The sequence below is a fragment of the Hoeflea sp. Naph1 genome, from assembly GCF_046837775.1.
Classification (GTDB): Bacteria; Pseudomonadota; Alphaproteobacteria; order Rhizobiales; family Rhizobiaceae; genus Hoeflea.
Genome location: NZ_CP177286.1, coordinates 918,613 through 939,602, shown reverse-complemented (window position 1 = coordinate 939,602; position 20,990 = coordinate 918,613). Strand labels below are relative to the sequence as shown.

At 58.1% G+C, this 20,990-nt stretch carries 19 protein-coding genes and 2 pseudogenes; 10 read left to right on the top strand and 11 right to left on the bottom strand.

Features of this window, described 5'->3' with window-relative positions:
- Positions 1-5: 5 nt before the first annotated feature.
- The 8 genes from ACK6D9_RS04475 to lhgO form a co-directional block, all read right to left on the bottom strand.
- On the bottom strand, positions 6-800 hold the full coding sequence (locus ACK6D9_RS04475) for a hypothetical protein (protein WP_412050789.1): 795 nt from the start codon (positions 798-800) through the stop codon (positions 6-8).
- A gap of 42 nt (positions 801-842) precedes the next feature.
- Positions 843-1,142 (bottom strand): antibiotic biosynthesis monooxygenase family protein, encoded by a 300-nt coding sequence (locus ACK6D9_RS04470; protein ID WP_412050788.1) that lies wholly within the window; start codon positions 1,140-1,142, stop codon positions 843-845.
- A 26-nt stretch (positions 1,143-1,168) separates the two neighbouring features.
- Complete coding sequence (locus ACK6D9_RS04465; protein ID WP_412050787.1) at positions 1,169-2,464, bottom strand: NAD(P)H-dependent oxidoreductase; 1,296 nt, start codon at positions 2,462-2,464, stop codon at positions 1,169-1,171.
- A gap of 45 nt (positions 2,465-2,509) precedes the next feature.
- Positions 2,510-3,268: a hydroxypyruvate isomerase family protein gene (locus tag ACK6D9_RS04460; protein WP_412050786.1), complete on the bottom strand. Its 759-nt coding sequence runs from the start codon at positions 3,266-3,268 to the stop codon at positions 2,510-2,512.
- A 52-nt stretch (positions 3,269-3,320) separates the two neighbouring features.
- Complete coding sequence (locus tag ACK6D9_RS04455) at positions 3,321-3,728, bottom strand: cupin domain-containing protein (protein ID WP_412050785.1); 408 nt, start codon at positions 3,726-3,728, stop codon at positions 3,321-3,323.
- Between the two features lie 80 nt (positions 3,729-3,808).
- Entirely contained in the window at positions 3,809-4,012 is a 204-nt protein-coding gene (locus tag ACK6D9_RS04450) for a hypothetical protein (RefSeq protein WP_412050784.1), read from the bottom strand.
- Positions 4,013-4,264: 252 nt separating this feature from the next.
- On the bottom strand, positions 4,265-5,710 hold the full coding sequence (locus ACK6D9_RS04445) for an NAD-dependent succinate-semialdehyde dehydrogenase (RefSeq protein ID WP_412050783.1): 1,446 nt from the start codon (positions 5,708-5,710) through the stop codon (positions 4,265-4,267).
- A 17-nt stretch (positions 5,711-5,727) separates the two neighbouring features.
- A complete protein-coding gene (gene lhgO / locus ACK6D9_RS04440; protein WP_412050782.1) occupies positions 5,728-6,918 on the bottom strand; it encodes an L-2-hydroxyglutarate oxidase in 1,191 nt (396 codons plus the stop codon).
- 159 nt (positions 6,919-7,077) lie between these two features.
- On the opposite strand from lhgO, the gene ACK6D9_RS04435 reads away from it, so the two are divergent.
- The gene (locus ACK6D9_RS04435) at positions 7,078-7,707 is read left to right on the top strand and encodes a GntR family transcriptional regulator (RefSeq protein WP_412051735.1); all 630 of its coding nucleotides are present in this window, start codon (positions 7,078-7,080) and stop codon (positions 7,705-7,707) included.
- A 502-nt stretch (positions 7,708-8,209) separates the two neighbouring features.
- Here the strand turns inward: ACK6D9_RS04435 and ACK6D9_RS04430 are convergent.
- The 3 genes and pseudogenes from ACK6D9_RS04430 to ACK6D9_RS04420 form a co-directional block, all read right to left on the bottom strand.
- Positions 8,210-9,374 (bottom strand): annotated as a pseudogene (locus ACK6D9_RS04430) (IS3 family transposase).
- Between the two features lie 50 nt (positions 9,375-9,424).
- Positions 9,425-10,198, bottom strand: coding sequence for a tyrosine-type recombinase/integrase (locus ACK6D9_RS04425; RefSeq protein WP_412050781.1), 774 nt, complete (start codon positions 10,196-10,198; stop codon positions 9,425-9,427).
- Positions 10,199-10,695: 497 nt separating this feature from the next.
- A pseudogene (locus tag ACK6D9_RS04420) lies at positions 10,696-10,923 on the bottom strand (integrase); the annotation flags it as partial.
- A 19-nt stretch (positions 10,924-10,942) separates the two neighbouring features.
- Here ACK6D9_RS04420 and ACK6D9_RS04415 point away from each other — a divergent pair.
- The 9 genes from ACK6D9_RS04415 (at position 10,943) to ACK6D9_RS04375 (ending at position 20,987) form a co-directional block, all read left to right on the top strand.
- The gene (locus ACK6D9_RS04415; RefSeq protein ID WP_412050780.1) at positions 10,943-11,329 is read left to right on the top strand and encodes an SDR family NAD(P)-dependent oxidoreductase; all 387 of its coding nucleotides are present in this window, start codon (positions 10,943-10,945) and stop codon (positions 11,327-11,329) included.
- A gap of 101 nt (positions 11,330-11,430) precedes the next feature.
- Entirely contained in the window at positions 11,431-12,414 is a 984-nt protein-coding gene (locus ACK6D9_RS04410; protein ID WP_412050779.1) for a C-terminal binding protein, read from the top strand.
- A 51-nt stretch (positions 12,415-12,465) separates the two neighbouring features.
- Positions 12,466-13,245 carry an SDR family NAD(P)-dependent oxidoreductase gene (locus ACK6D9_RS04405; protein WP_412050778.1) on the top strand — a complete coding sequence of 260 codons (780 nt, stop codon included), beginning with the start codon at positions 12,466-12,468 and terminating at the stop codon, positions 13,243-13,245.
- A gap of 67 nt (positions 13,246-13,312) precedes the next feature.
- Positions 13,313-13,894 carry an SDR family oxidoreductase gene (locus tag ACK6D9_RS04400; RefSeq protein ID WP_412050777.1) on the top strand — a complete coding sequence of 194 codons (582 nt, stop codon included), beginning with the start codon at positions 13,313-13,315 and terminating at the stop codon, positions 13,892-13,894.
- A 242-nt stretch (positions 13,895-14,136) separates the two neighbouring features.
- Positions 14,137-16,572: a thiamine pyrophosphate-dependent enzyme gene (locus tag ACK6D9_RS04395; RefSeq protein WP_412050776.1), complete on the top strand. Its 2,436-nt coding sequence runs from the start codon at positions 14,137-14,139 to the stop codon at positions 16,570-16,572.
- A gap of 37 nt (positions 16,573-16,609) precedes the next feature.
- A complete protein-coding gene (locus tag ACK6D9_RS04390; RefSeq protein WP_412050775.1) occupies positions 16,610-17,296 on the top strand; it encodes an E3 binding domain-containing protein in 687 nt (228 codons plus the stop codon).
- A 63-nt stretch (positions 17,297-17,359) separates the two neighbouring features.
- Positions 17,360-18,139, top strand: a complete 780-nt coding sequence (locus tag ACK6D9_RS04385) for a GntR family transcriptional regulator (protein WP_412050774.1) — start codon at positions 17,360-17,362, stop codon at positions 18,137-18,139.
- A 217-nt stretch (positions 18,140-18,356) separates the two neighbouring features.
- The gene (locus tag ACK6D9_RS04380; RefSeq protein WP_412050773.1) at positions 18,357-19,421 is read left to right on the top strand and encodes a substrate-binding domain-containing protein; all 1,065 of its coding nucleotides are present in this window, start codon (positions 18,357-18,359) and stop codon (positions 19,419-19,421) included.
- Positions 19,422-19,484: 63 nt separating this feature from the next.
- Complete coding sequence (locus ACK6D9_RS04375; RefSeq protein WP_412050772.1) at positions 19,485-20,987, top strand: sugar ABC transporter ATP-binding protein; 1,503 nt, start codon at positions 19,485-19,487, stop codon at positions 20,985-20,987.
- Positions 20,988-20,990 lie beyond the last annotated feature (3 nt).

Below are 20,990 nucleotides of genomic sequence, written 5' to 3'. Positions count from 1 at the left end.
GTGATCTAACCTGCGCTCCAGGTGAGCAGTCTATCGCGCACGCGTTCTCCAACAATTGCACCAAGCTCGAAGGCTGTCTCGTTGACACACGAAATGATGCCGTCTTCGAAGACTGAACGCGCGTCGCCGATCCGGGCCGAATTCCCGTTGACCGCGATTCCGGCAATGCCGCGCCTGTCGAGTGCTGGAAGCCGCGTAACACCAGCGCCGTCGATGCCGATGCCCGCATCGTGAAAGACGCCAGCATAGGCTTCCGTCTGCAGCGCCAAATGATCATTGCCGCTAAGCAGTCCCCCATGGGAGCCGGTGACTACAATCTGGTACTTGTCTTCCGGCAATACGAGACTTGCTGAATCGATCAGAATAATACGGCGTTTCGTGGTCGCACTGTAAACATTGCGCCCCTCCCTCACCGGCTCAATCTGATGTCCTAGCGCCAGGGAAGCCCCTTCCAGCTTCTCTGCTGCCATCAGGCAGGCTTCGCCATTGGCAACACCAAGTGCCCTTGCCAGACCGTTTGCCCGACTGATGCAACCGCGGGCAACCATATCCGTTGCATCCCCGATCCGGCAGGACGTGTTACTGACTGTGGCGGCTGCAATGCCTAGAGCTTCCAGATAGGCAAACGATCCGATGCCGGCATTGTCTTTGCCTCCTCCGGCATCGTTAAAAATCACACCTCTGATCCCAGCCTTTGCAGCGAGATAACCGGGATAGACCCCGCCATGCGACCCACATATTAGAACGGCAGAATGTACATCGTTTCCAACTTTGGTGACTGTATCGGCGAGTATGATCATGTCGCTCAGCGTTGTTAGTTGGTCGAAAAAGCGGTTTTAATTTCAAGGGGCTTCAATGACCGCCTCTGAATGATCAACACGTGAGATGTCAGCAATATATGAACCGACAATTGCGCGCCACTTCTGGAAGGCTTCCGAATTACGGAAAGTGACGGTGTGGTCCTCTAGATTTTCCCATTCCACCATTAGGCGATAACTGCCCGGCTTTTCGATGATCCGTTTCAGGGCAATACTGCGATAGCCCTTAGCAGCCATGAACAGAGGCAGCGCCTCGCGTACGCCTGCTTCAAAATCGCTTTCCTTACCGGCGATGATGTCGAATTCTGCAATCTCAAGTACCATGGTCAAATCCTTATGCTGACTGTCGTTCAGGCGAACGACGTTTCCATTTCCCGGCGAAACGCGTAAGCATCGTCCTGTTCATCTATCTCGACGTCATCCCAAGTTAAGCTCGCGCCGACAGCAACCGTACGCTTGACGCGGATGCCTTGAGCCAGGCCGATCGGGAGGCCGCCGATGGAGAGGCTGTCCTTCGCCGGCATTAGCTTACCCCAGACCAGGTAGCCGCCTTCGCCGTCCAGCATTTCACCGGAGGCGATATCGCGCTTGGCGGTCGCGACGACGTCCGCAACAAATCGCGTCGGGCGGCCCGTTGCTTCGTTCCGTAATGCTGCTGAGAATATCGAAACATTCAATTCAAGACCGATCAGGTGGAATGGCCGGTAGAGCGCTGCCAATGTGCCAGTTTCGTCGGTTTCGACACCGTATTCGCGGAAGCAGCGTTCAGTATAAGCATTAGGTGCAGAGAAGACGACGTAGACCCCCCAGCGCAGATTGTTTGGAACAATTGTTCCGTCCCGCTCGACACTCGATACGACCTCGACCTGCCCCCGATGGTGAAGATTCTTTTCGCAGAGCACCTGTGCCAACTTGTCTGCGGAGGCGGGAGGAAAACGTAATCCGTCCGGGGCGGGAACCAGCCCAGTCGCATTGGCAACCGCGGCCATCTCGATAGCCGATTTGGTCCCGTCAATGAAGGAGTTGAACATCTGGGCATTCATGCCGCCCTTGCGAGCGTCGTCGGGGTTCACGCCGCGAAAGCGCCAGACGGTTTCCGGCGTCGATGTATGGAATACGGGGAGATACTTCGTGCCTTTTCCGGCTGCCACAACGTGGAAACCGCAGGTTCGGGCCCAGTCGACCATTTCGCAGATGAGCGCCGGCTGATCGCCATAGGCGAGGGTGTAGACTACACCTGCTTCCTCAGCCTGCCGGGCAAGAAGAGGGCCGGCGAGAACATCCGCCTCGACATTAACCATGACTATGTGTTTACGCGCTGCAATCGCAGCACGTGCGTGGCGAATGCCTGCCGCCGGATGGCCGGTCGCCTCGACGATAACATCGATGTCCGCTGCGCCGATCATGTCGAAAGTGTCTTCGGTAAAGCGCGTGTCCGCGATCAGATCGTCGCTCCAGCCGACACCCTTGCAGGAGGTACGTGCTCGGTCCGACGAGAGCTCAGCTATAGCTACGACTTTCAGGCCGGGCGTTGTCGGCACTTGCGCAAGAAACATCGAACCAAATTTTCCGGCGCCGATCAGGCCAACACGAACGGGTTGATGGCCAATTTCGATCTTAGCGATGGACTTCGAATAAAGGTTCATTTCAGTACTCCTGAGCCAAGTGTCTGCCGATACTGATCGCCATAACTACTTAGAATTTTCGAGGTAAGGAATGGCCCACGCCAAACCATCCAGCGTCGTATTGGCCGGTGTGTATTCAGCCCCGACGAACCCCGTGTAGGACGAGTTTTCGATGGCTGAAAAAACACTTGCCCAGTTAATATGGCCGCTACCAGGTTCTGTGCGCATTGGAACGTCGGCAATCTGGATGTGCTGTATGAACGCCATGATGGGTAGCATAGTTTCGACAACCGGCAGACCAGATCTGGCGCAATGGTAGGCATCGAAAAGAATGCCACATTTCTCGATATCTAGTGATCGGATCAGATCGACCGCGTGGGCCGGCGATGCAATGTAGTAACCGGGAACATCGTGATGATTAAGTGCCTCAATGACGATTCCGACGCCGGCGCGCGCTGTCCTGTCCGCTGCCCACTTAATGTTGGCCTGCCAGACCGATGCCGTCTCCTCAGAAGCGACTGAGGCAGTGGGAACACCGCTGAGAACGTGGATGAACCGGTTCCCGAGAGCCGCCGAATAATCGAGCGCTACTTCGATGGAATTGCGGAATTCCACCTCACGGCCAGGTAAGCAGGCAAGGCCACGATCCTCCTTGCCGCTGCCGCGAGATGCGTTGAACAAAACTAGAGGGATATCGACCTCACGGCATGCGGCCGACAGGTCCGCAATAGTGAAGCCGTACGGATACTGAATCTCGACCGCCCCAAAACCGGCCCGCTGGGCAGCGGAAAATCGCTCCAGAAACGGCAGTTCCTGAAACATCATCGATATGTTGGCGCTCAAGCGAAGCATGCTCGTGAACCCGCAAGTGCCGATCTCAGCCCATCAGGTCCTTTGCAGAAAGGTGCTCAACCTCTTCGTCGCTGCCTTCGAAGGTCCGTGTCACCTTCATCGAGCTATAGATCCACAGAATACGCATCGGCTCTTCACACGTATTGCGGAACGCATGCACCTTTCCTGCCGGAATATATGTGGTGTCATACTTGACGAGCGGCGTGATCTTGCCATCAACCTCAACCTCACCCTGCCCCTCGAGCAGCGTTACCTGTTCGTCGCAATTGTGTTGGTGAAGAGGCGCGCCGCGTCCCTTGGGATAGACACTCATGCCCGTCGTGAACTTGGCGCCGGGTGCGGTGAAGTGCGTAACCAGTGGCGTAGTTTCGATGCCGCTGCCACGCGGGATGCGCTTGATGCTGGCGAGCGGGAAGATATGAGTTTCTGACATTTCGTTCAATCCAGTGTGTGTCCAGAGAAGGTCGCAGGGTTGATTTATTTGGAACAGCCTAGCGTTACATTTAGATATTGTCAACAATATTGCCAACAATATGATGATTCTTTAATGCTGTCTTTTCGACCGATACGCTTCCCCATATCTAATAGAAAAAAGTTTTCGTTAAGTAACATCATGAGACTGTCCGCGGAAAAATACTCTGCATGCGAGAGCACCAGCATCTCAGGCGTCTCGGGGTGAAAGGGAGCGTTGACGGCGTACAGCGCGACGCGGGACATTACGATTTCGTGAACCCTAATTCCTTTAACAGCGAGGAGCGAACGCTGCGTGCCGCTCGAATTGTCCGGTTCGACAGTCGAGGCTTGCCTACGTCATGTAGAATCAGAATCGGCATCAGGGCGTCCATGTCGATCTCCGCACCGATTCTTTCGTCGCCTGCGCTGTAAGCAGAACGCCGACCCTCGTCACTTCTTTGACGTGGCGCAACAGCAGAGATGCTGTTTTGTCTGCTTTGGTATCCCGCAAACAAGTCATGCTTGCGGAGCGTGACGCTCCGAAACGAATTTGGTTGTCAGATAGGCTTCGATTGCCTCTGCCCCGCCTTCCGATCCATGGCCGCTGTCCTTCACCCCCCCGAACGGAGTCTCGGGCAAAGCCAGCCCAAGATGGTTTATCGTCAGCATCCCCGCTTCCATCCGCTTTTCGAGCGCTGCTATTGTCGATGCTGACTGCGTAAATGCATACGAAGCAAGTCCGAACGGAAGCCTGTTTGCTTCCGCCATAGCCTCGTCCAGACTAGTGAAAGGAACGAGGATGGCGACCGGTCCGAAAGGCTCCTCGTTCATGATGCGCATGTCGCGATTGACGTTCGAAAGCACTGTTGGTGCATAGAAGTTTCCGGCATTTCCAAGGCGCTTTCCGCCAAAATCCACCGTTGCGCCGTTATCGCGCGCGTCGGTGACCAGACCTTCCACTGCTTCCAGACGCCTAGAGGAGATAAGCGGCCCCATATCGCTGGATTCTTCGAGGCCGGAACCAACATTGATTCTGGAGCTCTCAGCCACGAAGGCCTCACGAAACTCTTCCATGACCGGCGCCTCGACAAGGAACCGAGTCGGTGAAACGCAGACCTGACCGGCATTCCGAAACTTTGAGCGCGCCATCAGCGCGGCGGCCGACCTAATGTCACTGTCGGCGAACACCAGGACCGGAGCATGACCGCCAAGCTCCATCGTTGCCGGCTTCATATGCAGTCCGGCAAGCGCCGCCAACTGCTTTCCGACTGGCACGGACCCGGTGAACGAAACCTTCCGGATTGCCGGATGGGCAATTAGATACGAAGAAATATCTGCGGGAATGCCGTAAACGAGATTTAGCACTCCGGATGGCAGCCCGGCGTCCTGCAGGGAGCGAACAAGAGCGGCAGTACTGGCTGGGGTCTCTTCTGCAGGCTTCAGCACCATCGTGCATCCAGCTGCAAGCGCGGCGCCAATCTTCCGAGCAGCCTGCGACAACGGGAAGTTCCACGGCGTGAATGCAGCAACCGGCCCGATCGGCTCTTTCAGCACGGTTTGCCGAACGTAAGGGTCGCGTGCCGGAACAACGCGTCCATAGGTACGGCGCGCCTCTTCGGCAAACCATTCAAGAATATCGGCAGATGTTGCGATTTCGGCTTTCGCTTCGTTGAGCGGCTTACCCTGCTCTCTGGTTAGAAGCCACCCGATCTGATCACTCCGCTGGCGCAGTAGATACGCTGCTTGCCGCAACCTGGCCGAGCGCTCTAGTACACTGATACATCGCCAACCGTTGAATGCCGCATGTGCCGCGGCAATCGCCTCTTCAAGCTGACTCTCTTCGGCAACGCTCACGCGCCCAATGACTGTGCTGGTCGCCGGATCGGTCACGTCTAGCGTTCGCTTGCCACTCCCTGCAACCCAGTGTCCGTTAATCAACAGTTCTGTATCAGGATATGTCATGATGGTTCACCTTGGTTTCACTTTGCGCCGTGCAGGCGATCAAAGATCATGCGCCCGATCGGCAATGCGGAGGTCGCTGCTGGGGAAGGCGCGTTGCACACGTGCAACTGGCGCTTCGATTGCAGAAACATGAAGTCGTGGATCAGTACTCCGGAGCGCGATACAGCCTGCGCACGTATGCCCGTCCGGTATGGCTGGAGGTCTTCAAGCTGCAGCGCCGGGCAATACTTCCGGCACTTTTCGAGATAAGCGCGCTTGAAGAGAGAATCTTTCATCTCATCGATGCCGTTCGAAATATTGCCGGCAATCAGCTTCCAGAAGCCGGGGAAGCCGAGAAAGGCGGCCACATCGCGCGGGTTCACTGAGAATTTCGGATAACCCTCACGAGCAAAGCCCAAAACCGCATTCGGGCCAACCGTCAATGCACCGTCCATCATAGGGGTAAGGTGAATACCGAGAAAGGGCAGGGCGGGGTCCGGGACCGGATAGATCATCCTCTCCACCAAACCACTCAGGTCACTTCTCAGCGCAAAATACTCTCCGCGAAACGGAATCACCTGGAAGTTGACATCCATGCCCGAGGATACAGCAAGACGGTCGGACTGCAGGCCCGCGCAGGCAATGACGTAGCGGGCTTCCCAGCTTTGCTGCGGGGCCAGAACGCGTACATGATCGGACCTCTCCTCAAGCCGCTCGACGCCAACACTCATGACGATCTCGCCGCCCGCCGCGGTCAGGTAGCTAGCCAACGCCCTGCTGACTTGGGCGTAGTCGACGATTCCAGTCTGCTCTACAAGCAGTGCACCAACCCCGGATACGGCGGGCTCCATTTCAATCAGCTCAGCCCCATTGAGACGCCTGCAGGAGATGTTGTTGGCAGCGGCATTCACCTCAAGGGCACCAAGTCTCTGCAGCTCAAGGTCATCAGTCGCAACGACCATCTTGCCGGGCGTGCGGTAGGGAATTCCGTTCTCGTCGCAGAAGGCTTTCGTGTCGCGCTCACCAGCGCGGCACAGTTCGGCCTTGAAACTCTTGGGCGCGTAATAGATCCCGGCGTGGATAACACCACTGCTGTGCCCCGTCTGGTGACTGGCGAGCTGCCGCTCTTTCTCGATTACGATGATGCGCGCGCCCGGCCTTTGTCGGGAAATGGCGTACGCGGCAGCAAGACCAACTATGCCGCCGCCGACAATGCAATAGTCATACATGAAAATGCTTGCGTCCCATTCGAATATCGTATGAGTAAAATTACATGTTATCGTCATTATTGTCAACATTTTTGCAAACATAATAATTGACACTTACTGATCCCCTTGGACGCACCGTCATTCGTATGCTAAATTGGCAGGAAGCATAGCGTGGGAACAATGATAGAGCAGATTGCTAACAAACTGAGATTCGACATTGTTTTCGGGCGACTACGTCCGCGCGAACGGTTGATCGAGGGTGATATAAGCCAGCGTTTCGGTGTCGGTCGCTATGTCGTTCGCGGCGCACTCGACGAACTGGAGCGGCAGGGGTTTGTAGTCAAACGCCCCAACAAGGGTGCGATGGTTCGTGAATACTCGGCCGAAGAAATACGTCAGCTGTACGAGATGCGTAGCCTTCTGCAGCGCGAGGCTGCAATGCGTATCCCTTTTGACGATACAAAGGCTCTGATTGCCACGCTTGAGGAAATCCAAGTCCGCTATCGCAAAGCGATGCAAGACAGGGACCTGATCGCCATTTCAGTGGCTAACGACCAGTTCCACAACACGCTGTTTTCAGCCTGCGGTAACGTCTTCCTGTCAGAGACTATCGAACAGTATTGGAACAAAACGGCAGCGATCCACTCTTATGCGATAGCCGACGCGGCCTTGTCTCAGCGTTCCTGCGCTGAGCACGAAGCCATAATCGAAGCGCTTCGCAAAGGGGACAGGGAAACCCTTGTGACTCTTACCTTAGACCATATGAAGCCTGCATTGCAGGCCTACGAAAGCGCTTTACGGCACTGGTAAGGCCGGTCGGACGAATTCGATAATGTGGGCGCTCCCAAGAACCCTTGATTTTGAATGATGGCTTGGATTTCGTTCTTCGGTGACTTTCGGAAACAACGAGATCAACCTAGGTGCCTTGACACGATGAAGACCTGGCCCAAGCGAGCGGGCTTGGTGACCAACTTGAAGCGTTTTAGCATGCGGTGGAATCTTCTGTGTGCTTCAATGCACTAGATCAGCTCCTAGTCAATCGAAGAGATTCTGATCTGGGAGGTCAGCGGGCGCCATTTACTAACCACTTCTCCCACGCCTCCATCATATTTCGCCTCAATTCAAGCAGATCAGTACGGTGGTACGCGGCTTCTGTAGCACTGGCGATCGTGTGGGCAAGCGCGCGCTCCGCAACGTCTCGTGGGTAGTGATTTTCGGATGCCCAGTCGCGGAACGATGAACGAAAACCATGCGCCGTGGCGGTGCGTCCGGGAGTATTGGCGTGCCCCCATCAGGTGGTCCGGTTTGATTGTTAGTGCATCATGGGCGTCTGGTCCATCGGGACAATGCTTTCCGGCGCGGGCGGGCGGTAGCCCAGAGCGCTATGCGGCCTGACGGTGTTGTAGTGGATACGCCATTGCTCGATCAGGATTTGCGCCTCCCTTAGGCTGTAGAAAATTTCGCCGTTCAGCAGCTCGTCGCGGAACCGGGCGTTGAAGCTTTCGCAGTATCCGTTCTCCCATGGTGAGCCTGGCTCTATGTAGGCCGTCTTGGCTCCAACAGCTGCAATCCAATCCCGTACTTTCTGGGCGATAAATTCCGGCCCATTGTCCGACCGAATGTATTCCGGCGGGCCGCGCAGGATGAATAGGTCTGTCAGAGCATCCAGCACGTCCGTTGAGTTGAGCTTGCGGTCCACGCGGATCATGAGTGCCTCCCTGGTGTATTCCCTCTCGCCGTTTGCAAGCAAACGCCTGCCGGGCAGTGGTCGATGATATTCAGCGTCCGATAGACGCGGCCGTCAGCGGTTCGATCCTGGACGAAGTCGTAGGACCAGACGTGGTTTGGCCGTTCCGGTCTGAGACGCACACATGATCCGTCGTTCAGCCTAAGCCGCCCCTTTTTCTTCTGCTTTTGTGGCACTTTCAGCCCTTCACGCCGCCAGATGCGCTCAACCCGCTTATGGTTTACCTGCCAGCCCGCGTTGTTCAGCAGACCGGTGACCATGCGATACCCATAGCGCCCGTACTTGTCGGCCAGTTCGATGATATCATCGGTCAGCCGTTCTTCATCTGCCCGGCCCTGTGGCACCTTGCGCTGTGTGGATCGGTGTTGTCCGAGCGTGCGGCAGGCGCGGCGTTCCGATACGCCGAGCTCCCGCCGCACATGGTCGATGCACTTGCGACGACGCGAAGGGCTTAGAAGTTTCCCTTTGCCGCCTCGGTCAGGATGAGTTTGTCCAGTGTCAGGTCAGACACCGCCCGCCGAAGCCGCTGGTTCTCCTTCTCCAGCTCTTTCAGCCGAGTGAGTTGAGATCGCTGCATCCCGCCATAGAGCTTCCGCCATCGATAAAACGTCTGCTGTGTCACGCCGATCTGGCGCACCGCGTCAGCAATCGTCGCACCTTGCCCTTGCAGAACTTCAACCTGCCGAAGCTTCGATACAATCTCTTCCGGTTTCTCTCGTTTTCCAGCCATCGCTGATCCTCCAATTTGAGGGATAATCTATCCCAGTTGGTGGACCACTTTCAGGGGGCAACTCCAACCTCTCCGGAGCGAGAAGCTGTCAGAACGAGGAACTCCAGAGCCAGCTTGCCCATGGTTGGCTTGCCGGCGCGTAATACCCTTTCTGCAAATACCGGGATGTCGCGCCAGGGCACGGCCGGGTGATGCTGGACGCGCTCACGCTTGCCTTTCTGCTTAGGCAAGAGACGGTCCACATTCTGAACCGGGCTGGCGATGATGTAATCCTGAGCTGCACACCAGTTCATCACCGTGTCGCATCGCTGGCGAACACGTGATGCGGTTTCGGGTTTACTGAGCCAGATCGGTCGCAGCACGTCGGCAAAGTCAGAAGCCCGAAGCTCATTGACTGGTCGTCGCCCCACCTTGGGAAACACATAGGTCTCGAGCGTTCCGATCCATTGCTGAATGTGTTTCGCATTCTTGAAACCGGGCTTGAGTTCCTCAAACGCCTGTCTTCCCGCCTGCTCGAAACTTGGCATCGATTGTTCCAGCTTCCGTTCCAACTCTTCGGCACGCTTTACCTCGAGCGGGTCGCCACCAGCCGCGATGACATCACGTGCCTCCAGAGCTGCTCGCCTGGCCGCTGAAATGCTGACTTCGGGATATCTGCCCAATCCCATGTCGCGACGTTTTCCCGTAACCGGGGACACGAATCGCAGGTTCCACTTCCCCTGCCCGTTGGTTTGCGAAGGGATCAACTGCAGCCCCGTCACGGCACCATCACTACGAGGTTTCGAGCCTGGTTCAAGTTTGCGGGCAGCAGCATCGGTAAGCATTAAGATATCCAGTCCGGACCTTCATCATCGGGAAAATCAAAAAAGATCATATCACCTTCCAGCCCCACATCCAGCCCCACATTTCTCTTGCGATTGAGTGAGGCTGCATGAGACGGTTTAGCAATCCAGAGTATCCTATATATCTGGTTTTGTTTTGTTTTATGAGATACCTTCTAATTGAATGAGATCCGTTAAAACACATTATTGGCGGACTCTCTCTCCGCCATAAACTACCCTATTGATTTTACATGGTTTCTAGGCCCCCGGATTGGGCTTGTACCCACTCATGTACCCGGGTTTAGCTATGTATTTGACGCGTCGTGAGAACGGTTATCGGTTCCAACGCAGAATTCCCAAAGAGCTGGAGCACATTCTCGGAAAGACTTCCGATCCGCATCAATTTGGGGAATATGGCCCTCGCAGAATATTCATCATGTTCAGAATGGCGGAGAAGACATCGCGTGGGATGCCGACCTCGGAAGCGGATTTGGCAGCAGCTACGCACCTAAGCGAACAACGTTCCCTGAACTTGAACCATTAAGGGCCTGCTCCCATGCTTCCATCAGCTCGCGCCGCTTCTCCAGCGCATCGCCGCGCCGATAGGCTCGCTCTACCGAATTCCCAACTTGGTGCGTCAACGCAGCTTCTGCGACCTCACGAGGGAAATGGGTTTCCTCACCGACCCAATCCCGAAACGCTGACCTGAAACCGTGAACCGTAAATTGATCAGCCTTCATTCACCGCATGAGCATGGCAAACACATCCTCAACCGCGGTCCTGTCAGGCGGTGGCGCCGGGTCCGTTCCCTACGCCTGTTCCAAGGCATCCGTCGAAATGCTGACGCGAGGTTTGGCCAATGAGCTTGCCGAGCACAATATTCGCGTCAATGCGGTACGGCCCGGTCTTACCCTCACACCACTACACCAGCAGTTAACGCCGCCGAAAGTTATGGAAAAGATGACCGCGACAATCGTCATGAGGCGCCCGGCCTCCGCCGGGGCTTATCTTTATCTGGCTTCCGAAAAGTTGGTTTCTTTTGTCACCGGATCAGTGATCGCGTTCGACGGCGGCGGCCACAACCCGCACTGGGCGACAGCGGGCTACACAGGCCGGTCCGGGTATGCCGGATAGCGCCATCAGTGACGCGTTGCGGTGAATCGATTGACAAAAAACATAATAGTATAATATTTATATCGATAATCCCTGCTGCGCGGGGGGCCAGGGAGGAAGCATTGAGCAAGAACCAGCCATCGCCTTATGTCGTCGTCACCGATTACACGTTTCCGACCCTCGTCAGGGAAGAAGCCGCAGCGGCCAGCGGCAAGGCCCGGTTTGCCGCCTTCCAGTGCGCCAGTGAAGCCGAGGTCATCAAGGCGGTCGCTGGGGCCACAGTGGTGGCCGTGCAGTTTGCGCCGCTGAGCGCGAAAGCCATCGCTGGGCTGGCGCCGGGCGCGCGCATCATTCGCTATGGCGTCGGATACGACAATATCGACATCGCTTCGGCCCTCCGGAACAATTACCCGGTAGCTTATGTTCCCGATTATTGCACCGATGAAGTTGCCGACCACACGGCAACGCTGATCCTCGTGCGGCTGCGCAAGGTTGCGGATCTCGACAGAAGTGTGCGGGCCGGCGAGTGGAGCGCGGTCGCGCGTTCCCGGCCGATGCCGGCGTTCTCGCAGACCTGCATCGGTTTTCTCGGTCTCGGACGGATTGGCCGCGCGGTGCTCGAGCGCCTGAAGCCATTCGGTTTCCGATTTCTGATCCGTGACCCCGCCTTGTCCGATCAGGATGCAGCTCAACTGGGCGCCGAGCGTGCATCAAATCTGGAGACCCTGCTTGCACAGGCCGACGTGCTAACCCTGCATCTGCCGTCATCTGCCGAGACCCGACACATCATTTCAAGTTCAGCGCTGGCGCAAATGAAAAACAGCGCCATCCTGATCAACACGGCACGCGGCGACCTGATCGATGAGGCAGCGCTGGCAGTGGCACTGCAGGCTGGCAGCATTGCCGCTGCGGCACTTGATGTGTTTCAGGCCGAACCATTGGCGGCCGACCACCCGTTCCGCGGCTTGGAAAACCTTACCCTCACGCCGCATGCGGCATGGTATTCGGATTCGGCGATTGACAAGTTGCAGTCCTGTGTAGCCGATGAAATCGCCCGCGGTCTGGCAGGCAGGGAACCGCGCTGTCCTGTACCTGCCAGCGGATAGTGCGTAGGTGAGGAAAACGGCCATGGAAAGGGCACAGCCATGCAATGCGACTTGACCGGCAGAGTAGCGATCGTCACCGGCGGTGGCGGCGCGATCGGCGCGGCCATCGCTCGGCGCTTGGCGGCCAACGGCGCGCGTCTGGTGATCGCGGATATCAATGAAGAAGCCGCCCGGGGTGTGGCAGCCGAACTCCCCGATGCGCTTGCGGTTGCTACCGACATCACCGATGGCACTTCCGTGGCCAATGCGCTTGCGGCGACCATGGATGCCTTCGGGAGACTGGATATTCTCGTCAACAATGCCGGCGTCAACAGCGTCAAGCATCGGGTGACGCTGGACGACTATCCTGCCGACGAATGGAGCCGGATCATCGGCATTGATCTTGACGGGTTGTTCCGGATGACCGGACCGGCGGTCGACCTGCTGGGCCGCAACAGCAGCGGCGGACGTATCATCAATATCGGTTCCGTAGTTGGTGTCGCGGCGATGCGGTTGCAGGCACCGTTCGCCGCAGCCAAGGCCGCCGTGGCGCATCTAACGCGGGTGATGGCGCTGGAATTCGGGGCCCGCGGAATTGTGACCAATGCGATCGCACCGGGGTCGATCGTCTCGGCGGTGACCCGGCAGCTTTTTTACGATGACGACGGTTCGTTCGTGGAAAAAGCGAAGGAATTCATGACCCATATTCCATCAGGCCGTCCGGGTCAGCCCGAAGAGATCGGCGAAGTGGCCCTGTTTCTGGCATCTGAAGAAGCGGGCTACATCAACGGGCAGGTTCTGTGTGTCGACGGTGGCTGGACCGCCGGCTATTCCGCCATTGGTGCGCCATGATCGGGGTGAACCGGCGCTGCCGGTTTGCCGAGGCCATGCAATGCTCGGGGAAATGCGGGAGGCCTGGATGAGAATTACCCTGCCAGATGACACAAAATCGTCCGTGCTGGGCGAAAGCTGCGCAGTGGCTACGGCAATCGGCAATGCGCTCCGCGCGCAGGGGGCGACCGCCAGCATCAATCCCGAAGCCAGCGATATTGCCGTGGCCGTCTTACCGCTGGACCCGGCCACACAGGTCCCCGCTCTGACGCAAGTCTGCGCGCAACTGGAACGGATTGCAAAAGCAATGCATGCGCGCGGCGGCGGCCGCATCGTGGTGGTCCTTTCGGCCGCCGCCGCGGTGCCGATCCGCCATCGCCGCGAATATTCGCAGGCTATGGCTGCGGCCTATTTCTGTGTGCGGGTGCTGGCGATGGACTATGGCGCAAAAATTCAGGTCAATGCGGTCGGTGTCGGTCATGTCGCTGACGGCGATGATATCATCGGCGATCCTGCCTTCTTGCGACATGTCCCGCTGCCAAGAACTGGCACCCACGACAACATCGTCAATACGGTTCTGTTTTTCTGCGACCCGCTCAATTCCTACATTAATGGCCAGCTTTTGTGCGTCGATGGCGGCTGGAGTGTCGGGTACGGGCGCAATTTCTGACCCGGCCTGCCACCTAGCCCGAGCCAATTGCTGCGCAGTGAGCCCGCGCGAAACCCCATGTGAAATACTGTTGGGCCTGGACGTGCCGTGCGCGATGGCGCGGCACGATACCCGTGCTCGCTTCCCCATTCGCACAAGTCGACACTAGACATTATACTATTATACTTATATGAAATTCACTAGGCTAAAGGCGAGCGTGTGGGGTTTGCCCGCGATTCGGTTTTCAGGTGGAGGATGTAAAAGTGTTGGACAGCGCAAAACCGAAGGGAAATCCGGTGGAGGGTGGATCCGCGAGAGGTTCAAACAAGCCGGATGACGCTGTTTTGCTGGATCTCTACGAAACCATGGTGTTGCTGCGGCGTTTTGAAACCGTTGCGCAGACCGCATGCCGGAAGGGCGAAACTCCGGGCTTTCTCCATCTTTATATCGGCGAAGAAGCGACAGGCGCGGGGATCTGCGCCCATTTGCGGCCGACCGACTGGGTGACATCGAACCACCGGGGGCATGGCCACGCTCTGGCCAAGGGCTCGCAGCCACGCCGGGTCATGGCGGAACTGTTCGGAAAGTCCGGGGGCATCTGCGGCGGCCGTGGCGGCACCATGCATCTTTACGACAAGAGTGTCGGACTGTTTGGCACCAACGGCATCGTCGCGGCCGGGATCGGCCATGCGGTTGGCATCGGTCTGGGTGCCCGCCTGCGCGGAACCGACGATATTGGCGTGGCCTTCTTCGGTGATGGCGCCAGCAATCATGGCGCGTTTCATGAGGCGGTCAATCTCGCCGCAGTGCTGAAATCCGCCACCGTCTTCGTCTGTGAGAACAATCTCTATGCGACCGCAACGCCACTGTCGGATGTGACGCTCAACCCGGAAATTGCCGAGAAAGCCAAAGCCTACGGCCTTCCCACCTTCGCGGTCGATGGAAATGATGTCTTCGCCGTCTACCAGGCGATGGAAGCGGCAACGGAACGTGCTCGTTCCGGGCAAGGACCGACCTTGCTGGAGTGCAAGACCTATCGGGTGGTCGGTCACCATGAAGGCGACCCGGTTGTCGGCACCTACCGCGATCAGCAAGAGATCGACGCATGGCTCAAGCGCGATCCGATCGATATGTTCAGGCGGCGCCTGATCACCGAATTCAAGGCGGCCGACGAGGCGGTGCTCGCGGAAATCGATTCAAAAATAGAAGCAATTGTTGCCGATGCGCTCGATTTCGCGCGCACATCGCCGCCGCCGGATCCGTCGACGGTAACCCGTAATGTGTTTGCCGAACCGATCAACCCGCCCAAGGCTTTGGCCGCTCCCGCCGCAGGGGCAACGGTCGTCCAGGGATGGCTCGATGCCGTGCGTGACGGAATTGCCGAGGAAATGCGCGAAAACCCGCACATCATCTATTTTGGCGAAGGCACCGGCGAGCGCGGTGGCAGTTTCGCCCACACAAAAAACCTCTGGCAGGAGTTTGGCGCAGAGAGGATGGTCGATACACCGATTTCCGAACAGGGTTTCACCGCCGCCGCGATCGGCGCATCGGCGACCGGGGTGCGCAGCGTTTCCGACCTGATGTTTGCCGATTTCGTGTTCGAGACCGCGGGGCAGATTTTTCTGCAGGCGGCGAAACTTCGCTACATGAGTGACGGGCAGATGAGCGCGCCCGCGGTGATCCGCGTAGCGGGCGGTGCGTTGCGCAGCGCCGGGCCGCACCACAGTGGTCTCTACCACCCGATGTTTGCGCACATGCCCGGCCTGATCGTCTGTGTTCCTTCCACCCCGGCCGATGCCAAGGGGCTCATGAAAACCGCCCTTCAGGCAAGTGATCCGGTGATGATGATCGAGCCCAAGGCACTGTTTTCCTCCAAGGGGCCGGTGCCCGAGGGAGAACACTATGTGCCTTTTGGTGTTGCGCGGATCGCCAGGGCCGGCACCGACCTGACCATTGTCGCGGTCGGCACCGCTGTGCATCTGGCAACACAGGCGGCCGAAACACTGGAGCAGGAGGGGATTTCCGTGGAAGTCATCGACCTGCGCACGATCATGCCACTCGATATCAATTCCGTGGTCGAGAGCGTGACCAGGACGCACCGTCTGCTGATTGTCGATGAGGCTTGGGCGATGTGCGGCCTGGGTGCCGAAATCGCCCAGTCGATCAACGAACTGGCTTTCGATGAGCTGGACGCGCCAGTTGGCCGGCTGCATTCTCTGCCCACCTCGCATCCGTTCGCGCCGGGGCTCGAGCAGGCGATGCTGCTCAGCACCGAGAAAGTGATCGAGGCGGCCAGACAGGTGACCAGGGGAATCGCACCGGTGCCGATGCACTGGCGTGTCACTGGCCTTGCCGCATCTGCTGCGGCCGATCCGGTCGCGCCCGCCAAGGTGTCCAGTCAATCGGCTGCGCCGGTTGCTGCAGCCCCCGGCGCACAGCACGCATCACGCGGCGATGGCGAAGCCGTCACCATGCCGTTCGGTGATCTGACAGTGTCGGAAGGCACGGTCGTCAGATGGCTGAAGCAGGTTGGCGATAGCGTCAGCGAAGGCGAGGTGATGGTGGAAATCGAAACCGACAAGGCCGTGGTCGAGGTGGACGCGCCCGCGTCAGGCGTCCTGAGCGCCATCGATCAGGCTGCGGGATCGGTGGTCCCGATGGGAGCCGAACTCGGCTTCATCTCCCGAGCGGCCGGATAGGCTGCACTCCATTGTTTCTCCAGGACCGGGAAGTCTTATGTTTCATGATACCAACACGCCGCGTTTGAGAGTCTCGCCGCTGGCTCGGCATCGTGCCCGGGATTGGCATATCGACCTTGCCGGAATCGCGGGCACCGGGCCGAAGGGGCGGATCGTGCTCGCGGATGTCAAAGCAGGTCGTGACCGTCCGGTGACGGCTGAAACACAACCGGCACCGAGGCCCACTTCGATTGCGGTCTATGCTGCGTCCGGATCGACCGCGGCGGTAAAGTCGCTGCTGGACGATTTCAGCAAGGCCGGCGCAGCAATTGCCTTCGAGGCGCTGGTGCTGCGTTTGGTCGCGGTGGCGGCCGACGACTGCGGCCTTCGTGAAGGCGGAGCGGCGAAAATACAGTTTGAGCGCACGGATGGTCCGCTGGCCTGTCTGGACATGGCGCAGCGGACCATCGGCGCAATCACGCGATTTTTGGCTGAAGAAGATCATAGTGGCTTTGACGACCGGGAGATTGACTTGTCCGTTCGCATCGATCGGGACACTGGCCTTACACCCATGCTTGTTCCGTTGTGGCCGGGCGTCGCACGCCGGTTGATTGTCTCGATTGATGAAGCGGCCGGCAGCTACAATTGCCTGCTGGTTTACGCTGACGGCCTCAGCGAGGCTGAGTGCAACCTGTTGGCTGCATTGCGAGAATACCTGAACAATCCGCTTGGCGGGATTTGCTGAGCGCTTGGCGAATCTGGTGTTATGATATTATAGCTGGACGCTCTTGCAAGAAGGGTGATCGCATTGGCACGGACAACAGAACAATCAGACGCGATGGCGGCACTTCCCACCGCGGAGTTGTCGCGAAAACGCGGCCCGCTTTATCAGCAGCTTGCCTCGGTTCTAAGCGGCGCTATCCAGCAGGGTGATCTGGCCATCGGCGATGAATTGCCGAAAGAAGCGGAAATCGCCGGCAAATATTCCGTCAGCCTCATCACCGTGCGTCAGGCACTGCGTGATCTCGAATCTGCGGGGCTGATTCGCAAGCGCTCCGCCAAGCCGGCGGTCGTCACCGGCGTCGGCGCCGACAACAATCTCAACTGGAGTTTTCAGAATTTCACCGACATGGCGATGTTCACCAAGGACGCCCGGCTGGAAGTGCTTGACTATGAGCGGTCTGACAACGTGATCCTGCAGGAGCGGTTCGGACTGCCGGCGGGCGAGAAGGGCTATCGCCTGCGCAGCATCCTGCATGGGCCCGGCGGCCGGCGCACCCGCGTTACAACCTATTTCCCACCGGAAATTGGATCGAGCCTGAAAAAGAGTGATTTCAAGGACACCTTGATTTTCCGGACAGTGCAGAACCGGCTGGGGATCGAGGTTTCAGTCGCCAATGTCGTCATTCGCGCCGATATCGCCGATGCCGAAATGGCCGCGGATCTGAATATTCCGGCTGGGTCCGCAGCCCTTGTGGTGGAGATGCTGTTCGAGACCGATGATCAGAAAAAGATCGAGTACACCGTCGCCGAACACCCCAACGAGCAATTCCGGATTACCTACAAGGCCTCGAGTGCGGGAACGTAGGGTATCCCCAAATCAATCGAACGACACTCTGGATTGGCGTTGCGGCAGAAATCCGCTTGACTCTCCATAAGATTATAATAGCATAACTTTTAACGATGGTTGCCATGCCTGACACCGTCCTGATCGTCTGACGGACTTTGGGGGGAGACGGCGGGGTGTGGCGCCCTTCGGCCCGGCGGAGCAGTCGGGCGAGATTCGTTAACGGGAGGAGTTCATCATGAAATCAAGATCAATCCGCGCTCTTTGCAGTTTTGCGGTGCTGGCCGCGGCCACGACTGCGGCCATGCCCGGCGCTTATGCCGAAGACCCATATGTCATCTATCTCTCCAACAACTTTGTCGGCAATGACTGGCGCCAGCAGATGCTGCGCGTGGCTGAAGTCACCGCCAACAAGGAGCCGTTTGCCGGCCGCGTCGATCTGCGGATCGAGAATGTCGAAGGTACGGTTCAGGCGCAGATCAACTCGCTCAACAACATCATCCGCAGCAAGCCCAATGCGATTCTTGTCGACGCAGCGTCCGCAGAAGCGCTCAATCCGACCATCCAGAAGGCCTGCGATGCAGGCATTGTGGTGATCAGTTTCGACCAGACCATTTCCGCGCCTTGCGCCTATGCGGTTGAATCGGACTGGAACCGGATTCCCAATGTGATGGCCGAATGGATGGCCGATCAGCTCGGCGGCAAGGGCAAGGTCATTATCGACAGCGGTCTCGCCGGTGTTCCGATTTCGGCCAATATCGAAAAGGGCTATCGCGGGGTTCTGTCCAACTATCCCGATATCGAGGTCGTGGGCACCTATAATGGCGATTATGCGCTCGGACCGGAGCAGGCCGGCGTCGGCTCGCTGCTGGCCGCACATCCGCAGATCGACGGCATCCTGACCCAGGGTTACGGCTCGGGCGCCATCAAGGCCTTGCAGGATGCCGGCCGTCCGGTGGTTCCGGTGACGGGATTTTCCTATAACGTTTCGGCGCTTACCTGCCTGGAAACCGAGGGTGCCAAGTGCATCCTGGCATCCAACCCGGCCTATCTGTCGTCCGAGGCAATCCGTCTCGCCGTGCAGATCCTCGACAGTGGCGAGCGTCCTGAAGAGCGGCACATCCTGGTCAATGGCCCGTTCCTGGCAACCGGCGGCTTCACATCGAAGCTGCATCTCGAAGCCGATGTCGTCGAACTGGAGAACGGCAAGAATGCGTTCCCCGATCTGGCACCGGGCCTGACCCTGCCGGTATCGCCGGACTGGATGGAAATCACACCAGCCGAATCCGCCGGCACCAACTGAAGGCTCGGGCTTGCCCGAACTGCAATCTCCCGGGAAACTTGCCGAAGACGATGGAGCGGAGTGATGGTTTTCCTGGATGTGAACGGCTTGTCGAAGCGTTTCGGTGGAATCGTTGCGCTCGACAATGCCTCTTTCAGTGGCGCGCAAGGTGAAGTTCACGCGCTGCTGGGCGAAAATGGCGCCGGAAAGAGTACCTTTATCCAGATTCTTTCCGGTGCCCTGCGGCCCGACAGTGGCACTATCAGCCTGGGTGGCGCCGCGTTCACCGCGGCAACCCCCGACATGGCTGCCAGCGCCGGCATTGCCGCGGTGTTTCAGGAACTCTCGGTTATTCCCGATCTCACGGTCGAGCAGAATATCTGGTTTCGCCGCGAGCCGAGAAAGTTTGGCGGCATGGTCGATCGGCGCGAGATGCGGCGCCGCTCCGAAGCGCTGCTGACGGCCTACAATTTCCCCCCGCTTGATCTTGATGCCGATCTGCGCAGCCTCAATCTGGCCGAACAGCAGATAACCGAGATTGCCAAGGGTCTCTCCAAGAATACCAGGGTCATCATCCTGGACGAGGCGACCTCAGCCCTGCCGGCAACGGAAGCACAATGGTTGCTGAAGACCAGCCGCAAACTCGCTGAGGAAGGCCGCCTTGTCATCTTCATCTCGCACCGCATGTCCGAAGTTCGCTTCGTTGCCGACAGGTTGACCATCTTTCGCAACGGTGAAACCGTCGGAACCCACAGGATCGATGCGGTGTCCGATGATGATATCGTTACCCAAATGATCGGCCGTCGATTGGCGAGCCTCTATCCGCACCGAACGCCAAGCGAGACCGGGCGGATTGCGCTCCGCGTCGATTGCATGCACAGCCGGCAGGGATTGAAGAATGTGTCGTTCGCGCTCAGCGAAGGCGAGGTTCTCGGCGTCGGCGGGTTGCAGGGGCATGGACAGCGTGAACTGTTTCAATCGATCTTCGGCGCCTCTTCGGCAGAAGGCGGGGTCGAACTCTGGGGTCGCCCGGCCAATATCGGCTCTCCCCGTGACGCGCTCACCGGGACAGACGGAATCGCCCTCGTTCCCGAAGATCGCAAAGGCCAGGGGCTGCTGCTCGACAAGTCGGTGGCACAGAACCTGACCCTGTCGATCCTGCCACTTCTGTCGCGCTCGGGGCTTGTCGACCGCACCCGAGAATCTTCCGCTGTCGATCAGATGATTGAAAAACTGAGCATCAAGGTCGGCTCGCGCGCGCAGACTGTTGGCACCTTGTCAGGCGGAAACCAGCAGAAGGTGGTCATCGGCAAGATGCTGTTGACCGGGGCCAAGGTGTTGCTGCTCTACGACCCGACCCGCGGGGTCGATGTCGGTACCAAGGCCGAGATATTCCGGTTGATGCGCGAGCTTGCCGCACAAGGCTACGCAATTCTGTTTTACTCAAGCGACCTGTCGGAACTCGTCAATGTGGCGGATCGGGTCATTGTCATGCGGGATGGCGAAACGGTCGATACCATCGCCACTCCCGATCTCACCGAAGAAGCGATCCTGAGCGCCGCTGTGCTGGACACGAGAGGCCACTGATTG